Consider the following 24,022-nt stretch of genomic DNA (forward strand, 5'->3'; position numbering starts at 1 on the left):
TCAGTACTATCTGTGGTGAACTATTAATAAATATATTGTTTATGAAAGTATTAATCGCAACTGACAAGCCGTTTGCTAAAGTAGCAGTAGACGGTATTCGCAAAGAGATCGAAGCTGCAGGCTATGAACTTGTATTGCTTGAAAAGTACACTGAAAAGCAACAACTTCTAGATGCCGTAAAGGATGTTAATGCTATTATTATACGTAGCGACATTATTGATGCTGAAGTTTTCGATGCTGCTAAAGAACTGAAAATAGTTGTTCGTGCAGGTGCCGGATACGATAATGTAGATTTAGATGCCGCTACAGCTCATGGTGTTTGTGTAATGAATACTCCGGGACAGAACTCTAATGCTGTAGCCGAACTGGCTCTTGGCATGATGGTTTATGCTGTTCGTAATTTCTATAATGGTACTTCCGGCTCTGAATTGATGGGAAAGAAACTGGGAATCCACGCTTATGGTAACGTAGGTCGTAATGTAGCCCGTATCGCTAAAGGTTTTGGAATGGAAATCTTTGCTTTTGATGCATTCTGTCCTAAGGAAGTGATTGAGAAAGATGGAGTTAAAGCGGCTGATTCTGTAGAAGAATTATATTCTACCAGTGATATTGTTTCGCTTCATATCCCTGCTACTGCCGAAACAAAAGAGTCAATTAATTATGAACTTCTGAATAAGATGCCAAAAGGTGCAATCCTGGTAAATACAGCCCGTAAAGAGGTGATTAATGAAACTGAATTGATCAAGTTGATGCAAGACCGTGTCGACTTTAAATACGTAACTGATATTATGCCAGCCGCCGATGCTAAATTCAATGAGAATTTTGCGGGAAGATACTTCTCAACTCCTAAAAAGATGGGAGCTCAGACTGCCGAAGCAAATATCAATGCAGGAATTGCAGCTGCTGTGCAGATTGTTGGGTTCCTGAACGACGGATGCGAGAAGTTCAGAGTAAACAAGTAATAGCAACCTTAATCTAATCTGATTTACAATGCACAAAAAGATACTTGTATACGGAATTTTGCTTTGTTACACAGTTGGCTTGATGACTTTTTCTCTGAGCAACATATTTAGAAATAGCTTGTCAGACTTTGCAAGAGGCTTTTGCGAAGGGATTTCTATTACTTTTATCTTTATCGGATTTATCTATATGTGTTGGTGTATTGTTAAAAAGAAAAACCCTTATAAGATTTAATTATGGCAATCATAAAACCTTTTAAAGGTATTCGTCCTCCACAAAACCTGGTTGAGCAGGTCGCTTCTCGCCCTTACGATGTTTTGAACTCAGAAGAGGCAAGAAAAGAAGCGGAAGGTAATGAGAAATCATTATATCACATCATTAAACCGGAGATTGATTTCCCGGTTGGAACGGATGAACACGAAGAAATAGTTTATTCAAAAGCGGCCGAGAACTTCCAGATGTTCCAGGATAAAGGCTGGCTGGTGCAGGATGATACAGAAAAGTATTATATCTATGCACAAACCATGAATGGCAAAACACAATATGGATTGGTGGTTTGCGCATATGTGGACGATTACATGACTGGTGTGATTAAAAAGCATGAGCTTACCCGTCGGGACAAAGAGGAAGACCGCATGAAACATGTTCGTGTGAACAATGCAAATGTGGAACCTGTGTTCTTTGCTTATCCCGAGAATGTTGCACTTGATGCTATTGTGAAGAAATACACAGTCAATAAACCGGTTTATGACTTTATCGCCCCGGGAGATGGTTTTGGTCATCAGCTCTGGATAATAGATGATAACGACGACATTGAGGCTATCACAAAACAGTTTGCAGCAATGCAGGCTTTGTACATTGCCGACGGTCATCATCGGTCTGCCGCTGCTGCATTGGTAGGAGCTGAGAAAGCCAAGCTGAATCCGAACCACAGAGGCGATGAAGAGTATAATTACTTCATGGCAGTCTGTTTTCCTGCCGACCAGTTGACTATTATTGATTACAATCGTGTGGTTAAAGACTTGAACGGACTTACTCCTCAGGCTTTCCTTTCTGCATTAGAAAAGAATTTCATCGTGGAAGAGAAGTGTACTGAAGTCTATAAACCAAACGCTTTGCATAATTTTGGCCTCTATCTGGAAGGAAAATGGTACAGTCTGACTGCAAAACCAGGCACTTATAACGATAATGACCCAATCGGCGTGTTGGATGTTACCATCTCATCAAATCTTATTCTCGATGAAATTCTTGGTATCAAGGATCTTCGTTCGGATAAAAGGATTGATTTTGTGGGAGGAATTCGTGGGTTGAGCGAATTAAGCAAACGAGTGGACAGCGGTGAAATGAAGGTTGCACTTGCTCTCTACCCGGTTTCAATGAAACAGCTGATGGATATTGCCGATAGTGGAAACATTATGCCACCCAAAACCACTTGGTTTGAACCTAAATTACGCTCAGGATTGGTGATTCACAAACTGGGTTAATATATTTTCACCACAGATTAAATGTCTGCACAGTTGTTCTCAATGCAAGAATGTTCTGTGCCCACGATTAATCTGTGGTGATTTTTTTTGTATCTTTGCAAAATGATGGTGAATGAAGATACATATAAAACAATTACCGAAATTTCAGAGGCTATTTATACTGAAAAAAGGAGTAAGTTTATAGCTTTTGCCATACCGGTGCAAACCCTTGAAGAGATAAAAAGCTATCTCGAACAGTATCAGAAGAAATACTACGATGCACGTCATGTGTGCTATGCTTATATGTTGGGGCATGAACGGAAAGATTTTCGTGCAAACGACAACGGAGAGCCATCCGGTACTGCGGGGAAACCAATTCTGGGACAAATTAATTCCAACGAACTTACCGACATCCTCATAATTGTGGTCCGCTACTTTGGTGGTATCAAGCTGGGAACCAGCGGACTGATTGTTGCCTACAAAGCGGCGGCGGCGGAAGCAATTGCAAGTGCCACGATAATTGAAAAAACAGTAGACGAGGAGATTACACTTTCTTTTGAATATCCTTTTATGAACGATGTTATGCGGGTGGTGAAGGAAGAGGAACCTGAAATCCTAAATCAGTCATACGATATGGATTGTGTTATGACTTTGCGTATCAGGAAGTCGGCAATGCCGAAACTAAGAGCCCGTCTTGAAAAGGTGGAAACTGCAAGAATCCAGGAAGACGAGGAGTAGAACCAAATAGCGATGATTCTATTTGGTTAATGCAACAAGATATATTGAATCAGAATAAAATAAACCATTATGGAAAGAATTGAACCCAATAAACTGACCGAGAATTTTTTTGAGACATTCAGTAGCGAGTGGATGCTGATTACAGCGGGTGATAAAGAACATTTCAATACCATGACCGCAAATTGGGGTGGGATAGGGTATCTTTGGAATAAGCCAGTAGTCTTTATCTTTGTAAGACCGGAACGTTACACTTTCGAATTTACTGAGAAAAAAGATTATTTCACCATCTCTTTCCTTGGAGAAGAGAACAAGGATGTCCACAAAATCTGTGGAAGCAAATCAGGACGCGATACAGATAAGATAGAAGAGACGGGATTGAAGCCAATTACTACCGAACTTGGCAACGTGATTTTTGAGCAAGGGCGTCTTACCCTCGAATGCAAGAAACTATATAGCGAAGTAATCAAAAAAGAGAGCTTCATGGATGCTGAGCTGGTAGAGAAGTGGTACACCCATAAAGGTAACCCGCATGTGATGTATGTGGCCGAAATTGTAAATGCTTGGAAATAACTCCTCCCATCTACCCATAAAATGAAATTTAAAAAGTAGCATAAGTCACGCACTTGCGACTTAACTCACTTGAATACAGTGTAATACAAGTGCGTGACTTCTGCTTTTTATGGTATTTTTAGACTTATGTAGTTTGTTTTATGATGGAAATCGGCCTACTTCAATTCAATCCATATAGATTGAAGCAACCAAATCCCTAAGAAGGAAATTTCTCTTTCAGTAAATCTTCCAGCTTTATCAATTCGTCCCTGTACTGAGCCGCTTCAATGAATTCTAGCTTCTTGGCAGCATCACGCATCTGTTTCCGGATCTTTTCAATATTCTTTTCCAGTTGAGACTTGTTCATGTATTTAACAATCGGGTCGGCCGCCACATTGGTACTTGTAGGTTCCACGTAAGCCTTCGGAACTTTGGTGGCTTGTTGCTCTTCGGCACTTCCAAATACCGACATTTTCAGTGCTTTCTTTATCTGCTGCGGCACAATCCCGTTGGCTTCGTTGTAAGCCAGCTGCTTTTCCCTTCTGCGGTTGGTCTCGTCTATCGTCTTTTGCATGCTGTCAGTTATCTTATCTGCATACATAATCACTTTGCCGTTCACATTTCTTGCTGCTCTACCGGCGGTCTGCGTAAGCGAACGGTGCGAACGTAGAAATCCCTCTTTGTCAGCATCCAGAATTGCTACAAGAGAAACCTCGGGTAGGTCGAGCCCTTCACGAAGCAGGTTAACACCGATCAGTACATCGTATACACCAGAGCGAAGGTCTTCCATAATCTTTACCCGTTCCATTGTGTCTACATCGCTGTGGATATAGTTACAACGAACATTATTGCGTAAAAGATAATCAGTCAATTCTTCGGCCATACGTTTGGTTAGTGTGGTAACCAGAACACGTTCTTCTTTTTCAATCCTCAGCTGAATCTCTTCCATCAGGTCGTCAATCTGGTTCATACTGGGGCGCACCTCGATTATTGGGTCCAGCAGTCCGGTTGGACGGATAACCTGTTCCACGACAATGCCTTCACTTCTTATCAGTTCATAATCGGCAGGAGTGGCGCTCACATAGATGATCTGTTTTGCCATCTCTTCAAACTCTTCAAACTTCAGAGGACGATTGTCCATGGCGGCGGGAAGTCTGAATCCATATTCAACCAGATTTAATTTTCGTGCGCGGTCTCCGCCATACATTGCCCTGATTTGAGGAACACTTACATGGCTTTCGTCAATCACCATCAGGAAGTCGTCGGGGAAGAAGTCCAATAAACAGTAAGGTCGCGTGCCAGGTGCCCTTCCGTCAAAATAACGGGAGTAATTCTCAATCCCGGAACAATGCCCCAGTTCCCTCATCATCTCCATGTCATAGGTCACTCGCTCATAAATTCGCTTGGCCTCGTATGGTTTACCAATGGATTCAAAGAACTTAACTTGCTCTGTTAGATCATCTTCAATTTGATGTATCGCAGCCAGGGTGCTCTCTTTGGTTGTCATAAAGAGATTTGCCGGATATATTTTATAAGCACTGAAAGAGGCCGTTTTTAATCCTGAAATAGGATCAATCTCTTCAATGGAATCAATCTCGTCTCCCCAGAAAATTACACGCAGAATATTATCCGAATAGGCAAGAAAGATATCAACGGTGTCTCCCTTTACCCGGAAATTCCCTCGGTTCAGATCTACATCGTTGCGAGAGTAAAGACTGTCTACCAATCTGCGCAGAAAAACATTTCGATTTACTGTGCGTCCCTGCTCAATTTCAATGACATTGTTGTAAAAGTCCGATGGATTTCCCATACCATAAATACAGGAAACCGATGATACCACAATCACATCTTTTCGTCCGGAAAGCAAAGCAGAAGTGGCCGCAAGCCTCAGTTTATCTATTTCGTCATTAATGGCAAGGTCTTTCTCGATGTAGGTATCACTACTTGGAAGATAGGCTTCGGGCTGGTAATAATCATAGTAGGAAACATAATACTCAACAGCATTATGCGGAAAAAAACTTTTAAATTCTCCGTAAAGCTGGGCTGCCAGTGTTTTATTGTGACTTAAAATCAATGTTGGCTTATTTACGTTCTTAATTACATTTGCAATTGTAAACGTTTTCCCCGAACCGGTAACACCAAGAAGTGTTTGCGAGGGAACACCTCCCGTAACACCTTCTGTAAGCTGTGCAATAGCTTCGGGCTGGTCTCCGGTGGGCTGATAATCTGATGTTAATTCAAAATCCATCTTGTGTAACTCTTTAAAATGTAAAGGTACAATTTTTTGAGATAGAATAGGAGAGCGCTTAATTAATATTTAAGCTTTGTATTGATTATTGAGACTAATTATAGGAAAATTACAACTTTTGTGCCGTTGTTTTTCTAAAACATCACGTTGAGTTGATTTTTTCTTGTACAAAACAATTCATTCTTCTGTACAAAAGAATGAATTGTTTTGTACAAAAGATTGTTTTCTTTTGTACAAGAGAACTTAAATGTATAGTTGGTAATTTTATAAAGGAAGTGAAGCAGTGAAAAAGCGTCGTTGATCCAATCTTTCTGTTTGTCGGTTTGTTTTAATTAACTCCCCGTATATAATAGTTTTTCGGAATTATTTTGTTACTTTGCGACTGTTTATCACAAACAGAATACGAACTATAAAAACATAGCTTAAAATAAACATGATTTGGAATGAAAGTATCGAATGCATGGATCGCGAAGGGCTTCGCAAAATTCAGAGCATCAGATTAAAAAAGATGGTAGAGTATGTGTATCTGAATACACCATTTTACAGAAAGAAAATGCAAGAAATAGGGATTACTCCCGATGACATACAGGGTGTTGAAGATATTAGCAAACTTCCATTTACTACCAAGACAGATCTTCGTGATAATTATCCATTCGGACTTTGTGCCGTTCCCATGTCGCAAATTGTACGTATTCATGGCTCATCAGGTACAACCGGAAAGCCGACTGTAGTAGGATATACCCGGAAGGACCTTGCGTTGTGGACTGAATGTCTTTCCCGTTGTTTTACAGCCTATGGGGCTGACAATAAGGACGTTTTCCAGATTGCATACGGATACGGACTCTTTACCGGAGGACTTGGTGCACACTATGGTGCAGAAAACATCGGTGCTTCTGTGATACCTATGTCAAGCGGAAATACGGATAAACAAATTCAGCTGATGCACGATTTTGGAACAACTGTATTGTGCTGCACTCCATCATACGCCCTTTTTATTGCCGATGCCATTAAAGACTCTGGCATTCCTCGTGAAGATTTTAAACTGAAGGCGGGAGTGTTTGGTGCTGAGCCCTGGACGGAAGCTATGCGTAAGGAGATTGAAGAAAAACTGGAGATTAAAGCATACGATATTTACGGGCTAAGTGAAATCTCTGGTCCGGGAGTTGGTTTCGAGTGCGAACATCAAAGTGGTACTCACTTAAATGAAGATCATTTCTTCCCCGAAATTGTCGATCCAGTTACTTTGCAACCAGTAGAACCTGGTCAGCAAGGAGAACTTGTTTTCACGCACCTCACCAAGGAAGGTATGCCTCTGTTGCGCTATCGCACTAAGGATCTTACCGCGCTGCATTACGAAACTTGCGAATGTGGCCGAACTTTGGTTAGAATGGATCGTATTTTGGGAAGAAGCGATGATATGCTGATTATTCGTGGTGTGAATGTGTTCCCGTCACAGATTGAAGATGTGATTCTTGGTTTGCCGGAATTTGAACCTCATTACCTGCTTACAGTAGATCGTATAAACAATACTGACAGAATGGAGCTTAAAGTTGAAGTTCGTCCGGAATTTTATTCCGATGAAATCAATAAGATGCTGGCCTTGAAGAAGCAAATCACGTCTCGTTTACAAAGCGTTCTCGGATTAGGAGTCGATGTAAAACTGGTTGAACCTCGTAGCATTGAAAGAAGTGTGGGTAAAGCCAAGAGGGTGATTGATAAACGAAAACTATAATTAATTCTTTAGTAAATCTATTCATAATTAATATAATGTAAATCATAATGTTATGGTAGCAAAACAATTATCCATCTTCCTGGAAAACAAGTTTGGAAGACTCACTGAAGTAACGGAAGTTTTGGCTCGTGAAGGAATCAACCTCTCAGCGCTGTGCATAGCCGAAAATGCAGACTTTGGCATTCTTCGCGGAATCGTTTCCGACCCCGACAAAGCGTATAAAGTTTTGAAGGAAAATCATTTCGCTGTAAATATAACCGATGTGGTCGGAATCAATTGCCCTAATGTGCCGGGCGCATTGGCAAAGGTTCTTAATTACTTGTCGGAAGCAGGAGTGTTTATAGAATACATGTACTCGTTTGCAAATAATGACTCTGCCAATGTCATTATTCGTCCAAGCAATATGGAAACTTGTATAAAGGTGTTGACAGATAAAAAGGTGGACTTACTTGCAGCCAGCGACCTGTACCGGTTATAAAAGAAGATTATTCCAGGTTTGTAATCATTATTTTTATATAAAAAACATTGAATAATTGTATTATTCGATGAGATTCAGTAACTTTGCGCATTATTTTGAACGAAATGAAAAGAAATATCATCCTTACAATACTTATAGCTGGTGCTCTCTCTTCGTGTGGAGAATACAATAAAATTTTAAAGAGTACTGATTATGAGTACAAATACGAGGCGGCTAAGAATTATTTCGCTAATGGTAAATACTCGAAGTCGGCTACTCTGCTCGAGGATATGATTATCCAGTTAAAGGGTACTGATAAGGCTGAGGAGTCTTTATATATGTTGGCTATGAGTTATTATAATCAGCAGGATTATGTAACAGCTTCTCATTATTTTACCACTTACTATAATACGTATCCTCGTGGTACGTTTGTAGAGCTTGCTCGTTTTCATGCAGGAAAAGCATTGTGTCTGGATACTCCGGAAGCAAGACTTGACCAGTCTGGAACGTATAAGGCTATTCAGGAACTGCAGATGTTTATGGAATATTTCCCGCAAAGTTCCAAAAAACAGGAGGCGCAGGATATGGTCTTTGAATTGCAGGATAAACTGGTGCAAAAAGAGTATTTATCTGCAAAACTTTACTATGATTTAGGAAATTACATGGGTAATAATTACGAATCATGTATTATTACAGCACAAAATGCATTGAAAGATTATCCGTTTGCAAAACTTCGTGAAGAACTTTCTCTTCTGGTTTTGCGTTCTAAATACGAAATGGCTGTTCAAAGTGTTGTAGAAAAGCAGGCAGATCGTTTCCGTGAAACGATAGATGAATATTACGCATTCAAGAATGAATTCCCTGAAAGCAAGCACTCAAAAGAAATAGAGAAGATATTTAAAGAGTCAAGTAAAAAAGTTAAAGAATAATTATATAAATAAGATTATGGATTACAAAAAAACAAATGCTCCGTCAAACACCATTACCCGTGACATGATGGATCTGTGTTCTGATACCGGTAATGTTTATGAAACTGTTTCAATTATTGGTAAACGCGCAAATCAGATATCAGTCGAAATCAAAAGTGACTTGTCTAAAAAGCTGCAGGAGTTTGCTTCATATACCGATAATATGGAAGAAGTATTTGAAAACAGAGAGCAAATTGAAATCTCTCGGTATTACGAAAAATTGCCTAAACCAACCTTGATTGCCGCTCAGGAATATCAGGAAGGTAAGGTATATTACAGAAATCCAGCAAAAGAAAAAGAAAAATTGCAATAAACTCTTCAGATAAGGCCGTTTCTTTACTGAAGCGGCCTTTTTGTTATTAACACTAAAGATTATTATGATACAACGCATTCAAACTGTTTATTTATTATTGGTGGCAGCATTGCTGACTATCACCATTTTTATACCGGTTGGTTCTTTCATCGATACAAACGGATTGACTTATCCATTCACCCCATTGAACATAACTCTTCCAAGCGCCGGCTTGAATTATACTCCCTGGGGGCAGTTGGCTATATTGATTTTAGCAGCTATGATAGCCTTTGCTACAATATTCTTGTTTAAAAACAGAAAGCTTCAGATGAGAATGTGTGTGTTCAACTCGCTCATTATTGCTGGTTATTATCTGGTATATCTTATGTTTATTCTTATGACAAAAGGTAGTAGTAATGTCAGCTTTCAATTCTCGTTCGGTCTTTGCCTTCCGGTGATATCGTTGATTCTTACCTACCTGGCATTTCGTTCTATCCGCAAGGATGATGCAATGGTTAAAGCTGCCGACAGAATCAGATAATTTAAAATACTTCTTAACGAATTTATAACAAGAAAGGCTGTTTCAATATCAAAACAGCCTTTCTTGTTAATTGCACTTAAGTGACTAGCTTTTTTAGCTTTTAAATATATTAGTGGTTTCAACAACGATTTTATTTTGAAATATCAAACAGGTAGGTTAATCTAGCCGATAGAGTGCTGTTTGAAGATTTTTCGAAGTTATTGATATTTGCTTTATTGTTGGTATAGAAGTCAGACAGACCAAGATAATAACGTCCTTCTAATAAGAAATTGCCAACTCCTGTCTTTATTTCAAATCCGGCTCCTCCCACAAGTCCGTAATCAAATCGATTGTCAGCCATCTTGCCATACTGGTAGTTTATACCGTTAGGACGTTTACTGGCATCCCAGTCAGAGCTGTAATGTTCCTTTTCGTTCAGCAAAAAAGCAATTTGAGGGCCGGCGTTGACAAAGAATTGAGTTCCTTTCTCTTTTCCAAAAGCCAGATGAGCCAGGAATGGCACTTCCAGATAATTCATCGTGCGGCTGTATGTGTTTGCATTATCTTCAATCTTCTCTTCCCAGCCTCTTTGAGAGTAATTCAGTTCCAATTGAACTCCGCAAATCATGGCGAAATATTTTTCGGAGATATAACGTGCAGTTACCCCCCCTGTATAAGCCATATATCCTTTTTGTTTGATATTGGGTAAAAAAGATACCTGATTGTTATTAACTCCACCGTTAAAACCGAATGAGAGGTTGTTTTTCTGTTCTCCAAGCTGTGCCGCAGCGGGAATTGATATCCCTAATAGCAATAGAATTAAAAAGTATTTATTCATAAGTTATTCAAAATCGTATTTAATCAGTTCATAGTTCTTCGAGAAATTAACGAAGAACACTTTTTTATTGATGAATCCGCCCCAGTTGTTTGCCCTTTCAAATCTGAATCCAGTCTGAATTGGACGAACCCCATTCATCTGTGAGAAATCTCGTTCAAAATCAGTTCCGTATATAGACAATGCTTTCAGGAAGAAGTATCCCATATCAAAACCCAACATGCCATATTTAGGATAAGTATTAATCATATCTTTACTGTACCATTTGCGGTAGGATGAGATAAATTTAACAGCTTCCGGCAATAGGTTGTTGGTATAAAATGATGAATAAAAATAAGTGTTCAGTTCATAAAAGCTTGCTAGGTGGTCTTTTGTATAGGTTTGCCATTCTGGATAACCAAACAGGTGAATGTTGAAGTTCGGGTTATCCTTAACCAACTTCTGTAATTGAGGAAGACACTTAATCAGTGTTGTATTTGAACCTGAAGTTGGTATAAATATATTCTCTTTGGAGCTGCTTAATGCTGTTTTAAAAAGAGTTGCATCTCCAGTTGCTTTAACTGTTTTAAAAGAGAAATTCTGAGTCATCAGTTCGTGCTGAAAACCTTTGATAAATTCTTTCTTCTCACCGTCGCTATCATCGGCATCCAGAAATATTACATTTGGAGATGGGAACTTCCGCAGGAAATGTTCGTACACTTCCGAGTACAAATAAGACTGAGGGGTGTTAATCTGGAATACATAGGGGTTGTTGAATACCTGATTATCCTTTGAACTGAATGGAATTACCAGTCTTATCTTATTTTTCTTTGCAAAGCTAGCTAAAGGCTTTATATGATTGCTGTGCATGGGGCCAAAAATGATGTTCATTCTTTTTAGCTCATCTTTTTCCAGAATTGTGTTAATGTTTGCATTCGCATCTCCGGAATCATAAACGTACAGGTCAATGGATGCACCACTCTCTTTTAAACTATCTACAGCCATCAGGAATCCTTCGTAATATTCAACCATTCGAGCCGATTCGGCCTTGCCGCCACCATCAAGCATAAATGGCAGTATGATTGCCGCCTTGATAGTCGAGAGCTTTTCGCCTTTTGATTTTTGTACAGTGAACAATTCATTATCATTCGGAATCACTTTCTGTTCTTTCTTTTCTTCAATAGGGGCAGGGTAAGGGATGCATATCAAATTTCCTTTTTTTATTCCATCTTTTAGTTCCGGATTGGCAGCAATCAACTCTTTTTGAGTAATATTATACATCTGGCAAATGCTGAAAATAGTCTCCTTGCTTTTAACTTTGTGCATCTCCTTGCATTTGGATGTAACTGCAGGACGTACACTTGTTTGAGTAACTGACGCAGGCGCGTTTGCATTCTTCTGCTCATTTAGAGAGCTGCCTGCAGGAATGATGATTACCTGTCCGGATTTGAAATTTTCAGGACTCAATCCTGGATTGAGGTCACATATATCTTGTGAGGAGACTTTATATTTTACTGTAAGGCTATAAAGTGTTTCTCCTGGTTGTATTGTATGAAACTGCTGTGTCTGTTTTTTTGATTTATTCTGCGGAATCCTCAATTTTTGTCCGACAAATATTTTTTCATCACATCCGGGATTCAGTTTGATAATGTCAACTGTGCTTACATTGTATGTACTTGCTATGGAATAAAGACTTTGTCCTTTTTCTATTGTATGGAGAAAATATGTATTACTTTCCTGAGCGTAGGCTGTAAAAAAAGAAAGCCCTGAAAATAACAGTGCAATGTACAATGACTTCAATGACTTCATGAATTTTAATATCATTAATATTTTGTATTCTGGAACGAGAAGCAAAGGTACAAAAAACTGCAATATTCACATTATATAATGAGTTAAGAAAATAATATTCCTTTTTTTAAATAAATAATTCGGCAGGAAACATTAATTTTGCAAATATCCCGTTAAGTGTATATAGGCACTTAAAGAGAACAGATATGATTAATTTTATGAACTCAAGAGATAACAGAATTAAAAATATTTTTGTAGAAAAAAGCAGTCGTCTGATACTACTTTGTCTGTCGATGTTTTTACTTGTTTTTCCGGCTAAGATGTTGGCTCAGACGATTGATGCAAATCCTGCAGCACGGCAACTTTCCGAAAATGGTAAACCGACTGAAGGAAACCTTATTTATCCCGGCGAACAATTTACAGGAGCCGCACCAATGGAGGTGGAATTTACTTCCAATGTGAAAGATCCTTCATCAACTTTACGGTATGAATGGAAGTTTTCTGATAAACCGGATTTTTCTTCTGTTCTTTTAAGTCGGTTTGACGAGAATGTTACCTATACTTTCACAACTTCGGGTACAACTTACATAAAGCTTTTTATAACTGACACAGCAGCAGATTTGACTTATGAATCGGACCCTTTTTCTGTAGTAATCAGTGAATCTGAACTGAAGGTTCCGAATGCATTCTCGCCAAACAACGACGGAGTGAACGATATTTTTAAGGTAAAACATAAATCGCTGATTAAGTTTAATGCGGTTGTCTTTAATCGCTGGGGACAAGAACTCTTCAAATGGAACAACCCTGACGAAGGATGGGATGGTACTTCTCATGGAAAAGCTGTGAAGGATGGAGTATATTTTATCGTTGTTCAGGCTGTTGGTTCAGATGGAATTAAGTATAATCACAAAGGAGATATAAATATTCTTCGTGGTTTCACCGGTTCAAAGACCAGTGGAGCAACAGGAGAATAAAATATAAAATATGGTTGAAGAAACAGATCAGGTTAAAGTGTACGGTGCCAGGGTACACAATTTAAAAAATATAGATGTAAATATACCACGTAACAGTCTTACTGTTATTACCGGTTTAAGCGGTAGTGGCAAGTCTTCTTTGGCATTTGATACTATTTTTGCCGAAGGACAAAGGAGATATATCGAGACATTTTCTACATATGCCCGCAATTTTTTAGGTAATATGGAACGTCCGGATGTAGATAAAATCACCGGATTGAGCCCAGTTATCTCAATAGAACAAAAAACGACCAATAAGAATCCCCGTTCTACGGTAGGAACTACAACGGAAGTTTACGATTACCTTCGTTTGCTTTATGCAAGGGCGGGAGAGGCTTACTCTTATCTGTCGGGAGAGAAAATGGTGAAATATACCGAAGAGAAGATTCTTGAAATGATTCTGCACGATTATAAAGGTAAGAAAATATATCTGCTGGCACCTCTTGTTAAGGCCAGAAAAGGACATTATAAAGAACTTTTCGAACAGATTCGGAAAAAAGGCTATCTATCTGTACGTGTTGATGGAGATATCCGTGAAATTATGCACGGCATGAAACTGGATCGGTATAAGAATCACGATATAGAAGTGGTAATCGATAAGCTTATTGTAAGCGAGAAAGATTATAAGCGCCTTAAAGATAGCGTTGCAGTTGCTATGCTTCAGGGAGAAGGACTGGTAATGATTCTTGATGCCCAGACACAGAGTGTACGTCATTACAGTAAGAAACTGATGTGTCCTGTCACCGGATTATCCTATCGTGATCCTGCTCCGCATAATTTTTCCTTTAACTCGCCACAGGGAGCCTGTCCCAAATGCAAAGGGTTAGGAGCTATTAACATGATAGATACTGATAAGATTATCCCGAATCGTGACCTTTCCATCTATGAAGGGGGGATAGTCCCGTTGGGCAAACATCGAAATGCGTTAATCTTTTGGCAGATTACTGCCATCTTAAACCGTCATGATGCAAAACTGAAGACACCAATCAAAGATCTTCCTGAAGATTGCATTGAAGAAATTCTGTATGGGTCGGAAGAAAGAATCAAAATTGACAGGAGTCTGATGGGGCTCTCTTCGGATTACTTTATGGAGTTCGAAGGAGTAATAAAATATATACTGATGCTTCAGGAGAAAGATTCTTCTGCCACTGCACAAAAATGGGCTGAACAGTTTTCGGTTACAACGGTTTGCCCCGAATGTAAGGGAGCCAGACTAAACCAAGAAGCACTTCATTTCCGCATTCACGATAAGAATATCGACGAGCTTTCATCTATGGATATTTCCGAACTCTACGAATGGCTCATGAATGTGGATCAATATTTAAGTGAGAAACAAAATAAAATAGCATTTGAAATACTGAAAGAGATACGTACCCGACTGAAGTTTCTGCTTGATGTTGGGTTGGAATATCTTTCCCTCAAACGCTCATCGGCTACGCTTTCTGGTGGGGAGAGTCAACGTATTCGTCTGGCAACTCAAATCGGCTCTCAGCTGGTGAATGTATTGTATATTCTTGATGAACCTAGTATCGGGTTACATCAACGGGATAATATCCGATTGATTAATTCTTTGAAAACATTACGTGATTCGGGCAATTCTGTTATTGTTGTTGAGCATGACAGAGACATGATGATGGCAGCCGATTATATTGTTGATATGGGTCCAAAAGCTGGTCGTTATGGTGGGGAAGTGGTTTTTGCCGGTACTCCTCAAGAGATGATAAAGACCGAGACATTAACCTCGCAATACCTGAATGGAAAGAAGAAAATTGAAATTCCGGCCAAAAGAAGAAAAGGTAATGGAATGGTGCTTACCCTGAAAGGTGCACGCGGGAATAACCTGAAAGGAGTGACCGTTGATTTCCCTTTAGGAAAGCTAATCTGTGTAACAGGGGTGTCTGGTAGCGGAAAGTCATCGCTGATTAATAACACATTGCAGCCTATTCTTTCGCAGAAATTCTATCATTCATTGCAGGATCCGTTACCTTACGAGTCAATTGAAGGCATTGAACATATTGATAAAATTGTAAATGTAGATCAGTCCCCGCTGGGTAAAACTCCACGTTCCAACCCGGCTACCTACACTGGTGTCTTTTCGGATATCCGATCTCTTTTTGTTGGACTCCCAGAAGCAAAGATTAGAGGGTATAAAGCTGGTCGTTTCTCTTTTAATGTTTCCGGTGGAAGATGTGAAGCTTGCTCTGGCAACGGATATAAAACAATCGAGATGAATTTCCTACCCGATGTCTATGTGCCTTGTGAGGTGTGTCATGGCAAACGCTACAACCGTGAAACACTGGAAGTTCGTTTTAAGGGAAAATCCATTGCCGATGTGCTGGATATGACAATTAATCGAGCTGTGGAATTCTTTGAGAATGTTCCGCAGATATTAAATAAAATCAAAGTGTTGCAAGAGGTTGGTCTGGGATATATCAGGCTTGGCCAACCTTCAACCACGCTATCCGGAGGAGAAAGCCAGCGTGTTAAGCTGGCAACGGAACTTGCTAAACGCGATACCGGTAAGACTCTTTATATTCTTGACGAACCTACAACCGGACTTCATTTCGAGGATATCCGGGTATTGATGGGAGTGCTTAATAAACTTGTAGACAAAGGAAATACAGTCATCGTCATCGAACATAATCTCGATGTGATCAAGATGGCCGATTATATTATTGACATGGGACCCGAAGGAGGAAAGGGTGGAGGAGAGCTTCTTTGTTGCGGCACTCCCGAAGAGGTGGCACAAAGTGCAAAGGGGTATACTCCTAAGTACTTAAAAATGGAGCTGGAAAGATGAAAATAAATAAGACCAATGCAGTGCGTTTACTCGACAAAGCTAAGATTGACTATGAATTGATTCCTTACGAAGTGGACGAAAGCGATCTAAGTGCCGTCCATGTAGCTACGGAATTAGGAGAAGACGTAAATCAGGTGTTCAAAACCCTGTTGTTAAAGGGTGACAAAACTGGCTACTTTGTCTGTATTGTTCCAGGTGATAAAGAGGTTAATCTGAAACTGGCAGCAAAAGTGTCTGGCAATAAAAGTTGTGACATGATACCTATGAAGGAGCTGCTTCCGGTTACTGGCTATATTCGTGGTGCCTGTTCACCGATAGGAATGAAAAAGCATTTTCAAACCTTTATTCATTATACCTGTGAAACATTTCCATACATATATGTAAGTGCAGGTCAGCGTGGCCTTCAAATAAAAATCAATCCTCAGGATTTAATCAAAGAGGTGAGGGCTGAAGTCTGTATCTTATTTACACAAGAGGAATAAACAAAATTATTAATCAAAATAAATACCAATTAAACTACGATGAAAAAACTACTTTTATTAGTGGCCGTTCTTTGCATGCAAAGCAATGTCATGGAACTGAATGCACAAACAGTGAAAAGCGCACAGAAGAAGAATAAAGTAACAGAAAAGAAGGTGAAGGGTGATACTCCCAAAATGGCACCTACCGTATCTCTGAATAATCAACTGGATTCAATTGCTTATACAATAGGTATGGCTCAGACACAAGGACTGAAAAATTATCTGGTCAACAATCTGAAGATGGATACGGCATACATCAACGAATTTATCAAAGGATTAAATGAAGGAGTTAAGAAGTTAGACAAGAAGCAAGAGGCTTTACAGGCAGGAGTTCAGATTGGTCAGCAGATCAAGAAACAAATGATTGTCGAGCTTAATAAAGAAATTTTTGGTGCAGACTCAACAAAGACAATCAGTGTTGACCACTTTATGGCGGGATTTATTGCCGGGACATTGGAAAAAGACCAAAAGATGACAATGGAACAGGCTCAGGAGTATGCCCGAACAAATATGGAAGCACTTAAAAACAAATCTACAGAACAAACATACGGTGCAAATAAGGAAGCAGGAGCTAAATTCCTTGCAGAGAATAAACTGAAAGAAGGAGTGGTTACCACTGCAAGCGGTTTGCAATATAAGGTCATTACAAAAGGCTCAGGTGAAATACCTACTGCAGAAAGTAAAGTAAAAGTTCACTATAAAGGAACTACAATTGATGGTGCAGAGTTTGACAGCTCTTATAAAAGAAACGAACCGGCAACATTTGAAGCTGGTCAGGTAATTAAAGGATGGACAGAGGCACTCACTATGATGCCTGTAGGTTCAAAATGGATTCTTTATATCCCTCAGGAATTGGGTTATGGTTCAAGAGAAGCTGGCCCTATCAAACCATTCTCCACATTAATTTTCGAGGTTGAACTATTGAGCATTGAAAAGTAAAGAATATTATTAATTAAATAAATTATTATGTTAAAAGGACATCCCAAAGGTTTATTTGTTCTTGCCCTTGCAAACATGGGTGAGCGGTTTGGTTATTACACCATGCTAGCTATTTTTGTGCTCTTTATCCAGGCTAAATTCGGTTTTGATAAAGATGCATCCAGTGTTATTTTTTCCAGTTTCTTGGCTTTGGTTTATTTCCTCCCCTTGTTTGGAGGTGTTTTAGCCGACCGTTTCCTGGGATATGGAAAAACAATTATTCTCGGAGTACTTATCATGTTTGCCGGCTACTTACTGCTGGCCATTCCTACCGGAGTTGACACTGTAGCTAAAGTAATGATGTTTGGTGCCCTGGGACTGATTGCCATTGGTACTGGCTGTTTCAAAGGTAACTTGCAGGCGTTGGTTGGTAATCTGTACGACGATCCAAAATACAACTCCAAGCGCGATATGGCTTTCAGTATTTTCTATATGTGTATCAATATCGGTGCATTCTTTGCTCCATCGGCAGCAGGTGCGGTTTATAACTTCTTCCTGAAAAAAGCAGGTCTGTTCTACGAGGCTAAGATTCCTGCCTTGGCGCATCAATTTGCTAATGGTACTATTACTCCGGAAGGGTTGGAAGGTTTCAAGAAGCTTGCAGAAGCACAACATGCAGGCGCTAGTGCCGATCTTGCAGCATTTGGAGCTAATTATATACAAAAACTGTCCGAAGGATATAACTATGGTTTTGCTGTAGCTTGTATTTCTTTGATGTTCTCCCTGTTTATTTTCCTTGCTTTTCGCAAGTATTACAAGAGTGCTGATGTTACTGCACGAGAACAGGCAAAAGCTGATAAAGCTTCAGGAAACGCTTCTCAGGTTGAGGAACTTTCTCCTGCTGAAACTAAACAACGTATTGTTGCCTTGTGCTTGGTATTTGCAGTTGTAATCTTCTTCTGGATGGCTTTCCACCAGAATGGTTTGACACTGACCTGGTTTGCCCGTGATTATACTCAGAGTGCCGTTACCGGTCTTAGTCGTATCGGATTCGGATTGCCAACTATGGTGATGATGATCATCGCTTTCTATGGTATCTTGGGTTTTGCTCAGGCAAAGAAAATGGGTGCAAAGATTGCAAGCAGTATTGCTTTTGTGATAGGAGTCGCTGGTGCATATGCTTATTATACAGGCATGCCCGAAGTAATTAATATCACTCCTGAAATCTTCCAGCAGTTCAATCCTTTCTTCATCATCATTCTTACTCCGGTTGCGGTAGGTTTGTTCGCTATGCTAAACAGCAAAGGTAAAGAACCCTCGGCTCCTCGTAAGATCGGAATCGGTATGTTTATCGCCGCTATGGGTTTTATTATAATGTCGGCAGGTTCATTCGGATTACCTACTCCTGATGCTATTGCTGGAACCGGCGGCGTAAGCGATACTTTGGTTTCTACCAACTTATTGATTAGCACCTACTTCACCTTGACCATTGCCGAATTGTTCCTCAGCCCAATGGGATTGAGTTTCGTTTCGCGTGTTGCTCCTCCAAAATATAAAGGGTTGATGCAAGGTGGTTGGTTGGCTGCAACTGCGGTTGGTAACTACTGTGTATCAATTATTGGTATGTTGTGGGGCTTGCAGTTGTGGATGCTTTGGGGAATTCTGGTAGTGCTTTGCGTGTTGTCAGGTCTCTTCATTTTCTCTATCATGAAGAAGCTGGAAGCTGTAGCCAAGTAGGCAGAGACTTATAAAATTGATTTAAATATAATAAGAGGGTGAATCATTATTGGTGATTTATCCTCTTATTTTTATTTTCAAATCTATCCCGAAGGCTGATTTAAATATTTAATTCCTGAACTAACAATTCCTGTTTGATTGTTTATCTTTTCTCATCTTGAACCGTAATTGCCAGTTTGTAATCTTTTCTTGTACTATCAATAAATGTAGAAACAGGATTTAATGCAAAGAAAATCTTTTTGTTAGTTAATTTTTATATGCACTTCTCGATTATATAAAATATATCTATAAATTTGTAGCAGGAAATAATTTAAAATACAATAATAAGTCTATAAATATGGCCTTAATCAAATGTCCCGAATGTGGTGAATCGGTTTCAGACAAAGCTGCTGCATGTCCTCATTGTGGTATTGCAATATCCGGTAACATTATAAAATGTCCCGAGTGCGGAGAATACGTTTTTGCTGATCTGACTTCATGCCCCAAATGTGCTTTCCCGTTAAAGGATGAAAACAATGTAGAGAATGAAGATACTGTTACCTTAAATTTATACGATAAAAAGAAAGATGAGCCGAAATCAGGAATAACTCTTGTTGAAGTTGAAAAGTTATTTGAAAACAAACAATACATTCCGGCTTTCGAAAAGATAAACGCAGTCCTATCTGTCACACCTTATAATGAAGAATATCTGAAGCTTAAGACTGCAATTATTTACGGCCTTTGCAATAGTTCTTTAGACAAGGCAAGCGAATTGCTCCAGCAAAAGAAATATACGGAGGCTTTGTCTGAAGTACACTCCGCACTGCGTTATGCTCCACATAGTAATGAGCTGAAAATTATGGCTGATGAAATAAACAGAGCCAAATCAAGGAGGCGTATCAAAATTACAACTATTGTAGTTGTATTAGTTGTGGCAGCTATATCAGGAATTGCATTTAGTGCCTATAATTACAATTTGAAGTCAAATGAAGAGGAAGCATGGTCAGTGGCAAAAGACTCGGCAACTGTTACCAGTTTGCAACGTTATATGGAAGATTATCCTGGTGGCGAACATGCTTTCGAAGCAGAGAAAATGCTTATGCAGTTGAAACAAGCAGACACAGATTACTGGGAGAACATAAAACAATCGGGTGATGTGGCAAAGTTTGAAGAATACAAATCAAAATTCCCTCAGGGACAATACCTGGCTCAGGCTAATAGCAGCATCGATTCGCTGGATTGGATAAAGGCATCTCGGATAAATACGTCTGAAGCCTACGCTTCGTACTTGTCAGCTCACCCACAAGGATTTTATTCAAGCGAAGCTCTTTCTGCACAGAATAAAATTGCCAGTATGGCACCGAGTGAAGAAGATATTGAAGTTATGAAGAGTTATTTTTCCAATTATTACACTGCTGTTGTTGATAAAGATGACGACGCATTACTAGAATTCTTCGAGCCGGTTACACGTCAGTACTATGGCCTTGCCAATGCAAAGAAAGGTGATATTCTCTCAAACTTGAAGAAAATGCACAGCAAGGACAATCGTGAATTAAACATCAAAATCAATGACGATGATTTCAAAGTTACCAAAGACGAAAACGAAAATTATAATGTTTCGTTTACAATCGATGTCAACTATGGTCAGGATGATGCAACTACAGGAACTACAACTGCCATGGCTGTAAATGCAGTTGTAAACTCAAATAAGAAAATCGTATCGATAACATCTAAAAAACAGAATTAGCAATTAACACATTGTATAACCGCCTTTTGATAAGACGGGTTATGGGGCTGTTCAAGGAACAGCCTTTTTTGTGCCATTTCTTTGAGTTACTATCTGAGGCCATTGTGAAATTTCCAATTCTTAGAGATTTAATTTTGCTTATTAGACATAGATAGCCTCTTTGTAGGTTAAACGTATCTTTTAAATGATGCTAATTCTTATTTCATCAATCATTACACTATCATATTTCTTTCTGTTCGCTGAGTATTCAATCGCACGTTTATAATAACTAAAATTAAAGCAACAATGTAAACCAGTTACAATTATCATCTTTTTAAAACAATATGGCTGATGAATGACAATGTATAAATGTGGATTAGTTATCTTTGTAACAGAATTGCAAAAACGTAAAGTTGTAATTATTTCCACGGTATTACCGATGAAATATCTATTCAACCATTTGTCCTTACGTTTTATTGATAACTCTCTGTGGTGGTACAACAGAGAAAATACGATATAAGGTATGTTTTATGTCATTTTGGGAATTATAGTTGTCATTGCTTTTATAGGTTTCTTAAAATTCATCCAAAAGGAGATACGTGAATTCTTCATCAATAACTATTACTTTTTTCCGAAAACAATTCGCAGGAAGATACAAAATTTAGATCCATTCAAGGATTTGATATGGTTCATCAACCTGATGTTGTTTTTTCTCATTATATTTCAACTGGGGTTATTGATTGCAGTTAAGTTTGGCAGCACGTACGCTACTCATGCATTAATAAAGAACATTTTCTTTTGGTTCGGAAAAGAGGCGGGTTATGGAAAATTGACACTTATGTTATTTTCTACTGCAGCATTATTTATTGGAAGTTATAACCTATCCAGATTTCTGAACGAATTCCGTAAAAGAAATAATTTAAAAGGGATTAAGGCAGTTACTGAACTCAGAAAAATGTTGGATGAGAACAGAATAAACCTTGAAATTCATCGTGATTTGCAATTTGGAGAGTATGACTTTATCGAAATACCATCTACTAAAGATGAGAAAACCAAACAGATTGAACTATTCTGTTATTTGCGTACTATTGAACAGGCAAAATTCATGATTCAAAAAAGGATTATTGATATTGAACAGTTTTACAAACAATTTGGCAGCAGAATAGATGATATCGTGAAATGTGAACCACTCAAGGAATATTTAGATCGTAACCATAAATTGTGGGTTGATTTGCTTTGGATAATTCGTGAAGTGAGGATCTACAAGAAAGATAAATTGAATAACGCAAAATACAATGATAATCCGAAAGGGAATTCACCGCACTATGAAAGTAAAATTTTCCGAGAGGGAAGAGATTTGATAAAAAAAGGTGGAAAATATCTGTTTGATGATAAGTAGGATAGATAAAGATAAATAATTTATGCTCATCGGGCGGGGAATGATCGGTACAAGAAAAGATCATCCCTGCCCAATGAGTTTTTAAGTGAATTTACTACATAACACAGTTTTTTTATGCTACAAGGCTGATAATACACGCCTGATGAGTTTATGCCAAATAAAGTATTCCTTTTGTTTATTTAACGACCAAACAAAAGATTACATTGTCATATATTCCGAGGATAATTACTTCCAACCGATAGCAAACCTATTCTCTTTTTGGGTTAGCACTTCTTTCTGGCTTACTCTTTTCCTGTCGTTCGGTGGCTTTTTGAGGTCTTTCACGAGTGCTGTTTCTATCTGGACTGACATTCTGGTTTTGCGTAGGTCGGGTATTTATTATGTCTCGTTGTCTTTCAGACTTATTCCTTTCAGGTGGGGTTGATTCGGGAGTCCTGGAAGGTTTATTTATATCACGACGTTGAATCGGTTGTTCATTTATTCTATTTGGAGGCATTTCTCTATTTTCAGGTTTTACTATTGGTTTGTTGATAGGAGTAACTTCCTTATTTGGAATATCTCTTCCTGGAATACGTCGTTTTACATCATCTTGTTTAATTACACGTGATGGAACAACGTCTCTTGTATCGCTGTTCCTGTTAATCCGAGGTCTGTATATCTGTAAATCCCTCTTCCTGATTTCCTGCCCGGGCTTATTGGTTTCTTTAATATTAAATGGGCTTATTCTGGTTCCTGTCACTCTTTGAACGGACTCTCTGTCAGGCCCATAAACATAAGTTGTACGCCGTTTTTTGTCAGTATAAGTTCGGTCTATGATTCTGGAGTTTCCAATTATCCTTTCATGGTCGGAACGATTCACATAATATCGGGAAATATTCCTTCTTCCGAAATCTCTTTCTCTCACAAAGCACCAATGATCGTGATATCTATCATATCTTCTGTCAAATACAAAGTTAATACCAACTCCCGGCCCCATCGGTTCCCATCCATAATAACCATCTGCCTGAATCCAGTTTACCCAAGCAGGTCCCCAATCATATCCTGGTATCCAGAACCAACCTAATGCATCATCAAATCCCCATCTACCATAGTGAAATGTAGCCCAACCCCAGTTATAATCGGATATCCACGCCCAGCCATATTGTGTCAGAGCCCAATAACCGTTGGTTGAATACGGAGCAAAGTTTTCTCTTGCATAAGGAATCCAGATATATCCATAGTTTGAATAGTCAACCCATTGGCCATAAGGGCTCAGCTGGTCGTAGAAGACCTGAAAACTAACATTTGTTTGCTGATCTGATGTTTCAGTATAAAATGAAGCACATGAAGTAGTCAATACTAACATCAGAATGAAGATTTGAATCTGTTTTTTCATGGCAACTATTAATTTGATTAATTTA

General features: G+C 38.9%; 20 protein-coding genes. 16 read left to right on the forward strand and 4 right to left on the reverse strand.

All coding sequences use genetic code 11. The features are described from left to right. Nucleotides 1-41 precede the first annotated feature (41 nt). From ABWU87_RS03910 to ABWU87_RS03925, 4 genes are all read left to right on the forward strand, one after another. Complete coding sequence (locus tag ABWU87_RS03910) at nucleotides 42-962, forward strand: NAD(P)-dependent oxidoreductase (protein WP_353333469.1); 921 nt, start codon at nucleotides 42-44, stop codon at nucleotides 960-962. 234 nt (nucleotides 963-1,196) lie between these two features. Beyond that, the gene (locus tag ABWU87_RS03915) at nucleotides 1,197-2,444 is read left to right on the forward strand and encodes a DUF1015 domain-containing protein (protein ID WP_353333471.1); all 1,248 of its coding nucleotides are present in this window, start codon (nucleotides 1,197-1,199) and stop codon (nucleotides 2,442-2,444) included. A 105-nt stretch (nucleotides 2,445-2,549) separates the two neighbouring features. Next, a complete protein-coding gene (locus ABWU87_RS03920; protein ID WP_353334409.1) occupies nucleotides 2,550-3,161 on the forward strand; it encodes an IMPACT family protein in 612 nt (203 codons plus the stop codon). A gap of 69 nt (nucleotides 3,162-3,230) precedes the next feature. Then, nucleotides 3,231-3,731, forward strand: coding sequence for a flavin reductase family protein (locus ABWU87_RS03925; protein ID WP_434533904.1), 501 nt, complete (start codon nucleotides 3,231-3,233; stop codon nucleotides 3,729-3,731). 196 nt (nucleotides 3,732-3,927) lie between these two features. Here ABWU87_RS03925 and uvrB read toward each other — a convergent pair whose 3' ends face one another. After that, the gene (gene uvrB / locus ABWU87_RS03930; protein WP_353333473.1) at nucleotides 3,928-5,958 is read right to left on the reverse strand and encodes an excinuclease ABC subunit UvrB; all 2,031 of its coding nucleotides are present in this window, start codon (nucleotides 5,956-5,958) and stop codon (nucleotides 3,928-3,930) included. A 433-nt stretch (nucleotides 5,959-6,391) separates the two neighbouring features. On the opposite strand from uvrB, the gene ABWU87_RS03935 reads away from it, so the two are divergent. The 5 genes from ABWU87_RS03935 to ABWU87_RS03955 all read left to right on the forward strand — a co-directional run bounded on the left by ABWU87_RS03935 (nucleotide 6,392) and on the right by ABWU87_RS03955 (nucleotide 9,948). Further along, nucleotides 6,392-7,690, forward strand: a complete 1,299-nt coding sequence (locus tag ABWU87_RS03935) for a phenylacetate--CoA ligase family protein (RefSeq protein ID WP_353333475.1) — start codon at nucleotides 6,392-6,394, stop codon at nucleotides 7,688-7,690. A gap of 52 nt (nucleotides 7,691-7,742) precedes the next feature. Then, a complete protein-coding gene (locus tag ABWU87_RS03940) occupies nucleotides 7,743-8,168 on the forward strand; it encodes an amino acid-binding protein (protein WP_353333476.1) in 426 nt (141 codons plus the stop codon). Between the two features lie 104 nt (nucleotides 8,169-8,272). Further along, nucleotides 8,273-9,076, forward strand: coding sequence for an outer membrane protein assembly factor BamD (locus ABWU87_RS03945; RefSeq protein ID WP_353333477.1), 804 nt, complete (start codon nucleotides 8,273-8,275; stop codon nucleotides 9,074-9,076). Nucleotides 9,077-9,092: 16 nt separating this feature from the next. Next, nucleotides 9,093-9,428, forward strand: a complete 336-nt coding sequence (locus tag ABWU87_RS03950) for a DNA-directed RNA polymerase subunit omega (protein ID WP_353333479.1) — start codon at nucleotides 9,093-9,095, stop codon at nucleotides 9,426-9,428. Nucleotides 9,429-9,492: 64 nt separating this feature from the next. Beyond that, nucleotides 9,493-9,948: a DUF4293 domain-containing protein gene (locus ABWU87_RS03955; protein WP_353333480.1), complete on the forward strand. Its 456-nt coding sequence runs from the start codon at nucleotides 9,493-9,495 to the stop codon at nucleotides 9,946-9,948. A 130-nt stretch (nucleotides 9,949-10,078) separates the two neighbouring features. Here the strand turns inward: ABWU87_RS03955 and ABWU87_RS03960 are convergent, their stop codons facing one another. Then, nucleotides 10,079-10,765, reverse strand: a complete 687-nt coding sequence (locus ABWU87_RS03960; protein WP_353333482.1) for a porin family protein — start codon at nucleotides 10,763-10,765, stop codon at nucleotides 10,079-10,081. Between the two features lie 3 nt (nucleotides 10,766-10,768). Further along, entirely contained in the window at nucleotides 10,769-12,550 is a 1,782-nt protein-coding gene (locus ABWU87_RS03965; protein ID WP_353334411.1) for an amino acid ABC transporter substrate-binding protein, read from the reverse strand. 185 nt (nucleotides 12,551-12,735) lie between these two features. On the opposite strand from ABWU87_RS03965, the gene ABWU87_RS03970 reads away from it, so the two are divergent. The 7 genes from ABWU87_RS03970 (at nucleotide 12,736) to ABWU87_RS04000 (ending at nucleotide 22,622) form a co-directional block, all read left to right on the forward strand. Then, nucleotides 12,736-13,503 carry a gliding motility-associated C-terminal domain-containing protein gene (locus ABWU87_RS03970; RefSeq protein WP_353333483.1) on the forward strand — a complete coding sequence of 256 codons (768 nt, stop codon included), beginning with the start codon at nucleotides 12,736-12,738 and terminating at the stop codon, nucleotides 13,501-13,503. 10 nt (nucleotides 13,504-13,513) lie between these two features. Further along, complete coding sequence (gene uvrA, locus ABWU87_RS03975) at nucleotides 13,514-16,342, forward strand: excinuclease ABC subunit UvrA (protein WP_353333485.1); 2,829 nt, start codon at nucleotides 13,514-13,516, stop codon at nucleotides 16,340-16,342. Continuing rightward, nucleotides 16,339-16,824 (forward strand): Cys-tRNA(Pro) deacylase, encoded by a 486-nt coding sequence (gene ybaK / locus ABWU87_RS03980; protein ID WP_353333487.1) that lies wholly within the window; start codon nucleotides 16,339-16,341, stop codon nucleotides 16,822-16,824. Before uvrA ends, ybaK begins: the two co-directional genes overlap by 4 nt. Nucleotides 16,825-16,998: 174 nt before the next feature. Further along, complete coding sequence (locus tag ABWU87_RS03985) at nucleotides 16,999-17,802, forward strand: FKBP-type peptidyl-prolyl cis-trans isomerase (RefSeq protein ID WP_353334412.1); 804 nt, start codon at nucleotides 16,999-17,001, stop codon at nucleotides 17,800-17,802. Between the two features lie 27 nt (nucleotides 17,803-17,829). Further along, nucleotides 17,830-19,518 carry a peptide MFS transporter gene (locus ABWU87_RS03990; RefSeq protein ID WP_353333489.1) on the forward strand — a complete coding sequence of 563 codons (1,689 nt, stop codon included), beginning with the start codon at nucleotides 17,830-17,832 and terminating at the stop codon, nucleotides 19,516-19,518. A gap of 337 nt (nucleotides 19,519-19,855) precedes the next feature. Beyond that, nucleotides 19,856-21,244, forward strand: coding sequence for a zinc ribbon domain-containing protein (locus tag ABWU87_RS03995; protein ID WP_353333491.1), 1,389 nt, complete (start codon nucleotides 19,856-19,858; stop codon nucleotides 21,242-21,244). A 502-nt stretch (nucleotides 21,245-21,746) separates the two neighbouring features. After that, nucleotides 21,747-22,622, forward strand: a complete 876-nt coding sequence (locus tag ABWU87_RS04000; RefSeq protein ID WP_353333493.1) for a hypothetical protein — start codon at nucleotides 21,747-21,749, stop codon at nucleotides 22,620-22,622. Between the two features lie 247 nt (nucleotides 22,623-22,869). On the opposite strand, the gene ABWU87_RS04005 is transcribed toward ABWU87_RS04000, so the two are convergent. After that, nucleotides 22,870-23,997 (reverse strand): DUF6600 domain-containing protein, encoded by a 1,128-nt coding sequence (locus tag ABWU87_RS04005; protein ID WP_353333495.1) that lies wholly within the window; start codon nucleotides 23,995-23,997, stop codon nucleotides 22,870-22,872. Nucleotides 23,998-24,022 lie beyond the last annotated feature (25 nt).

This window comes from Bacteroides sedimenti (assembly GCF_040365225.1).
GTDB classification, from domain to species: domain Bacteria; phylum Bacteroidota; class Bacteroidia; order Bacteroidales; family Bacteroidaceae; genus Bacteroides; species Bacteroides sedimenti.